The sequence below is a fragment of the Acidovorax sp. KNOB132 genome (assembly GCF_057541515.1).
Genome location: NZ_BAAJYT010000569.1, coordinates 1 through 1,060, shown reverse-complemented (window position 1 = coordinate 1,060; position 1,060 = coordinate 1). Strand labels below are relative to the sequence as shown.

At 71.8% G+C, this 1,060-nt stretch carries 2 protein-coding genes; both read right to left on the bottom strand.

The genetic code is table 11. The features are described from left to right. Nucleotides 1-308, bottom strand: a 308-nt coding sequence (locus AC27IO_RS24705) for a hypothetical protein (RefSeq protein WP_498741278.1), incomplete at its 3' end; no start/stop codon positions are given. Between the two features lie 51 nt (nt 309-359). Continuing rightward, nucleotides 360-893 carry a DUF3299 domain-containing protein gene (locus AC27IO_RS24700; protein ID WP_284413182.1) on the bottom strand — a complete coding sequence of 178 codons (534 nt, stop codon included), beginning with the start codon at nt 891-893 and terminating at the stop codon, nt 360-362. Between the last annotated feature and the right edge of the window lie 167 nt (nt 894-1,060).

Sequence of the window (1,060 nt, the reverse complement as noted above, 5' to 3'; positions counted from 1 at the left end):
GCCGCCAGCAGCGCGCCGCCGAGCAGCAGCTGGTCCAGCAACTGGCAGTCGGCGCCATGGTGGCCGGCGAACAACGCGTGGAGTGCGTCGCCGCCCTGCCCTGGCCGCGCATCGGGCGCCATGGGTGCCGTGGCATGGTGCGCCACGCCCGCCGGCCAGGAGACGGAGGCCGAGGCGAGGCCCGGCGCCCCGCCGTGCACCACCTGGTGCATGCGGCCGAGCAACGGCGCCAGCAGCAGCGCGAACGCGATCCACCAGACGGCGATGCGTCGGCGGTGCGGCAGTGTCTGCGGGCGCGCGGGTGTCATGGGGAAGGTGGGGGCGGCGGGTCGGGGCGCTGTGTCAGCGAAGCGCTCGCATCACGGGACGGGCCTGGCGTCGACCATGCGGTAGAACAGGCCGTACTCGTCGTTGCGCAGCGTCTCGAAGCGGCCCTCGACCACCACGGGTTCGAGCGAATACGTGACGGGGGACGAGGCCTTCACCTCGACCATGCTCTCCGGCCCGCCGGGAATGCAGAAGGCGCAGGTGAGCGGCACCGAGGTGAGCAAAAAGTGCCGCTGTTGCGGCTTGGCCGTCATGGGCACCATGAAGCCCTGCACGCGCTGCACGGTTTGGTTCAGCGCCTTCTGCTCGGGGTTGAAGACCGGCTCGATGCGGGTCTTGAGGGTTTTCTTTTGCAGGTTGGTCAGCGTGGACCAGGGGACCACGTCGCTGCGCGTGGGCAGCGGCTTGATCGGGCTTTGCGGGCTGTGGTAGCCCGCGCCGTTGCCCGGGGGCAGCCCACCGCCGCCCAGCGGGGACGACAGCGCCGCGCCGGCACCGTCCGGCGCCTGCGCGCCGGCCACGCCGCAGGCCAGCAGGCAGGCGAATGCGAGGGGGATGGCTTTCATGCGGGGGTCCTCAAAAAGGCGGCGAACGGCGGCCGGGCGCCCTGCCCGGCCGGTGCGATTGTCGCAGCGCCCCGCCGGGCAGGGGCGCATGCGACGGATCGAATCGCGATCAATGCTGGTGCTTCATGCCGCAGAACTTGCCGATGGCCAGGCCCTTGCACGCCGCC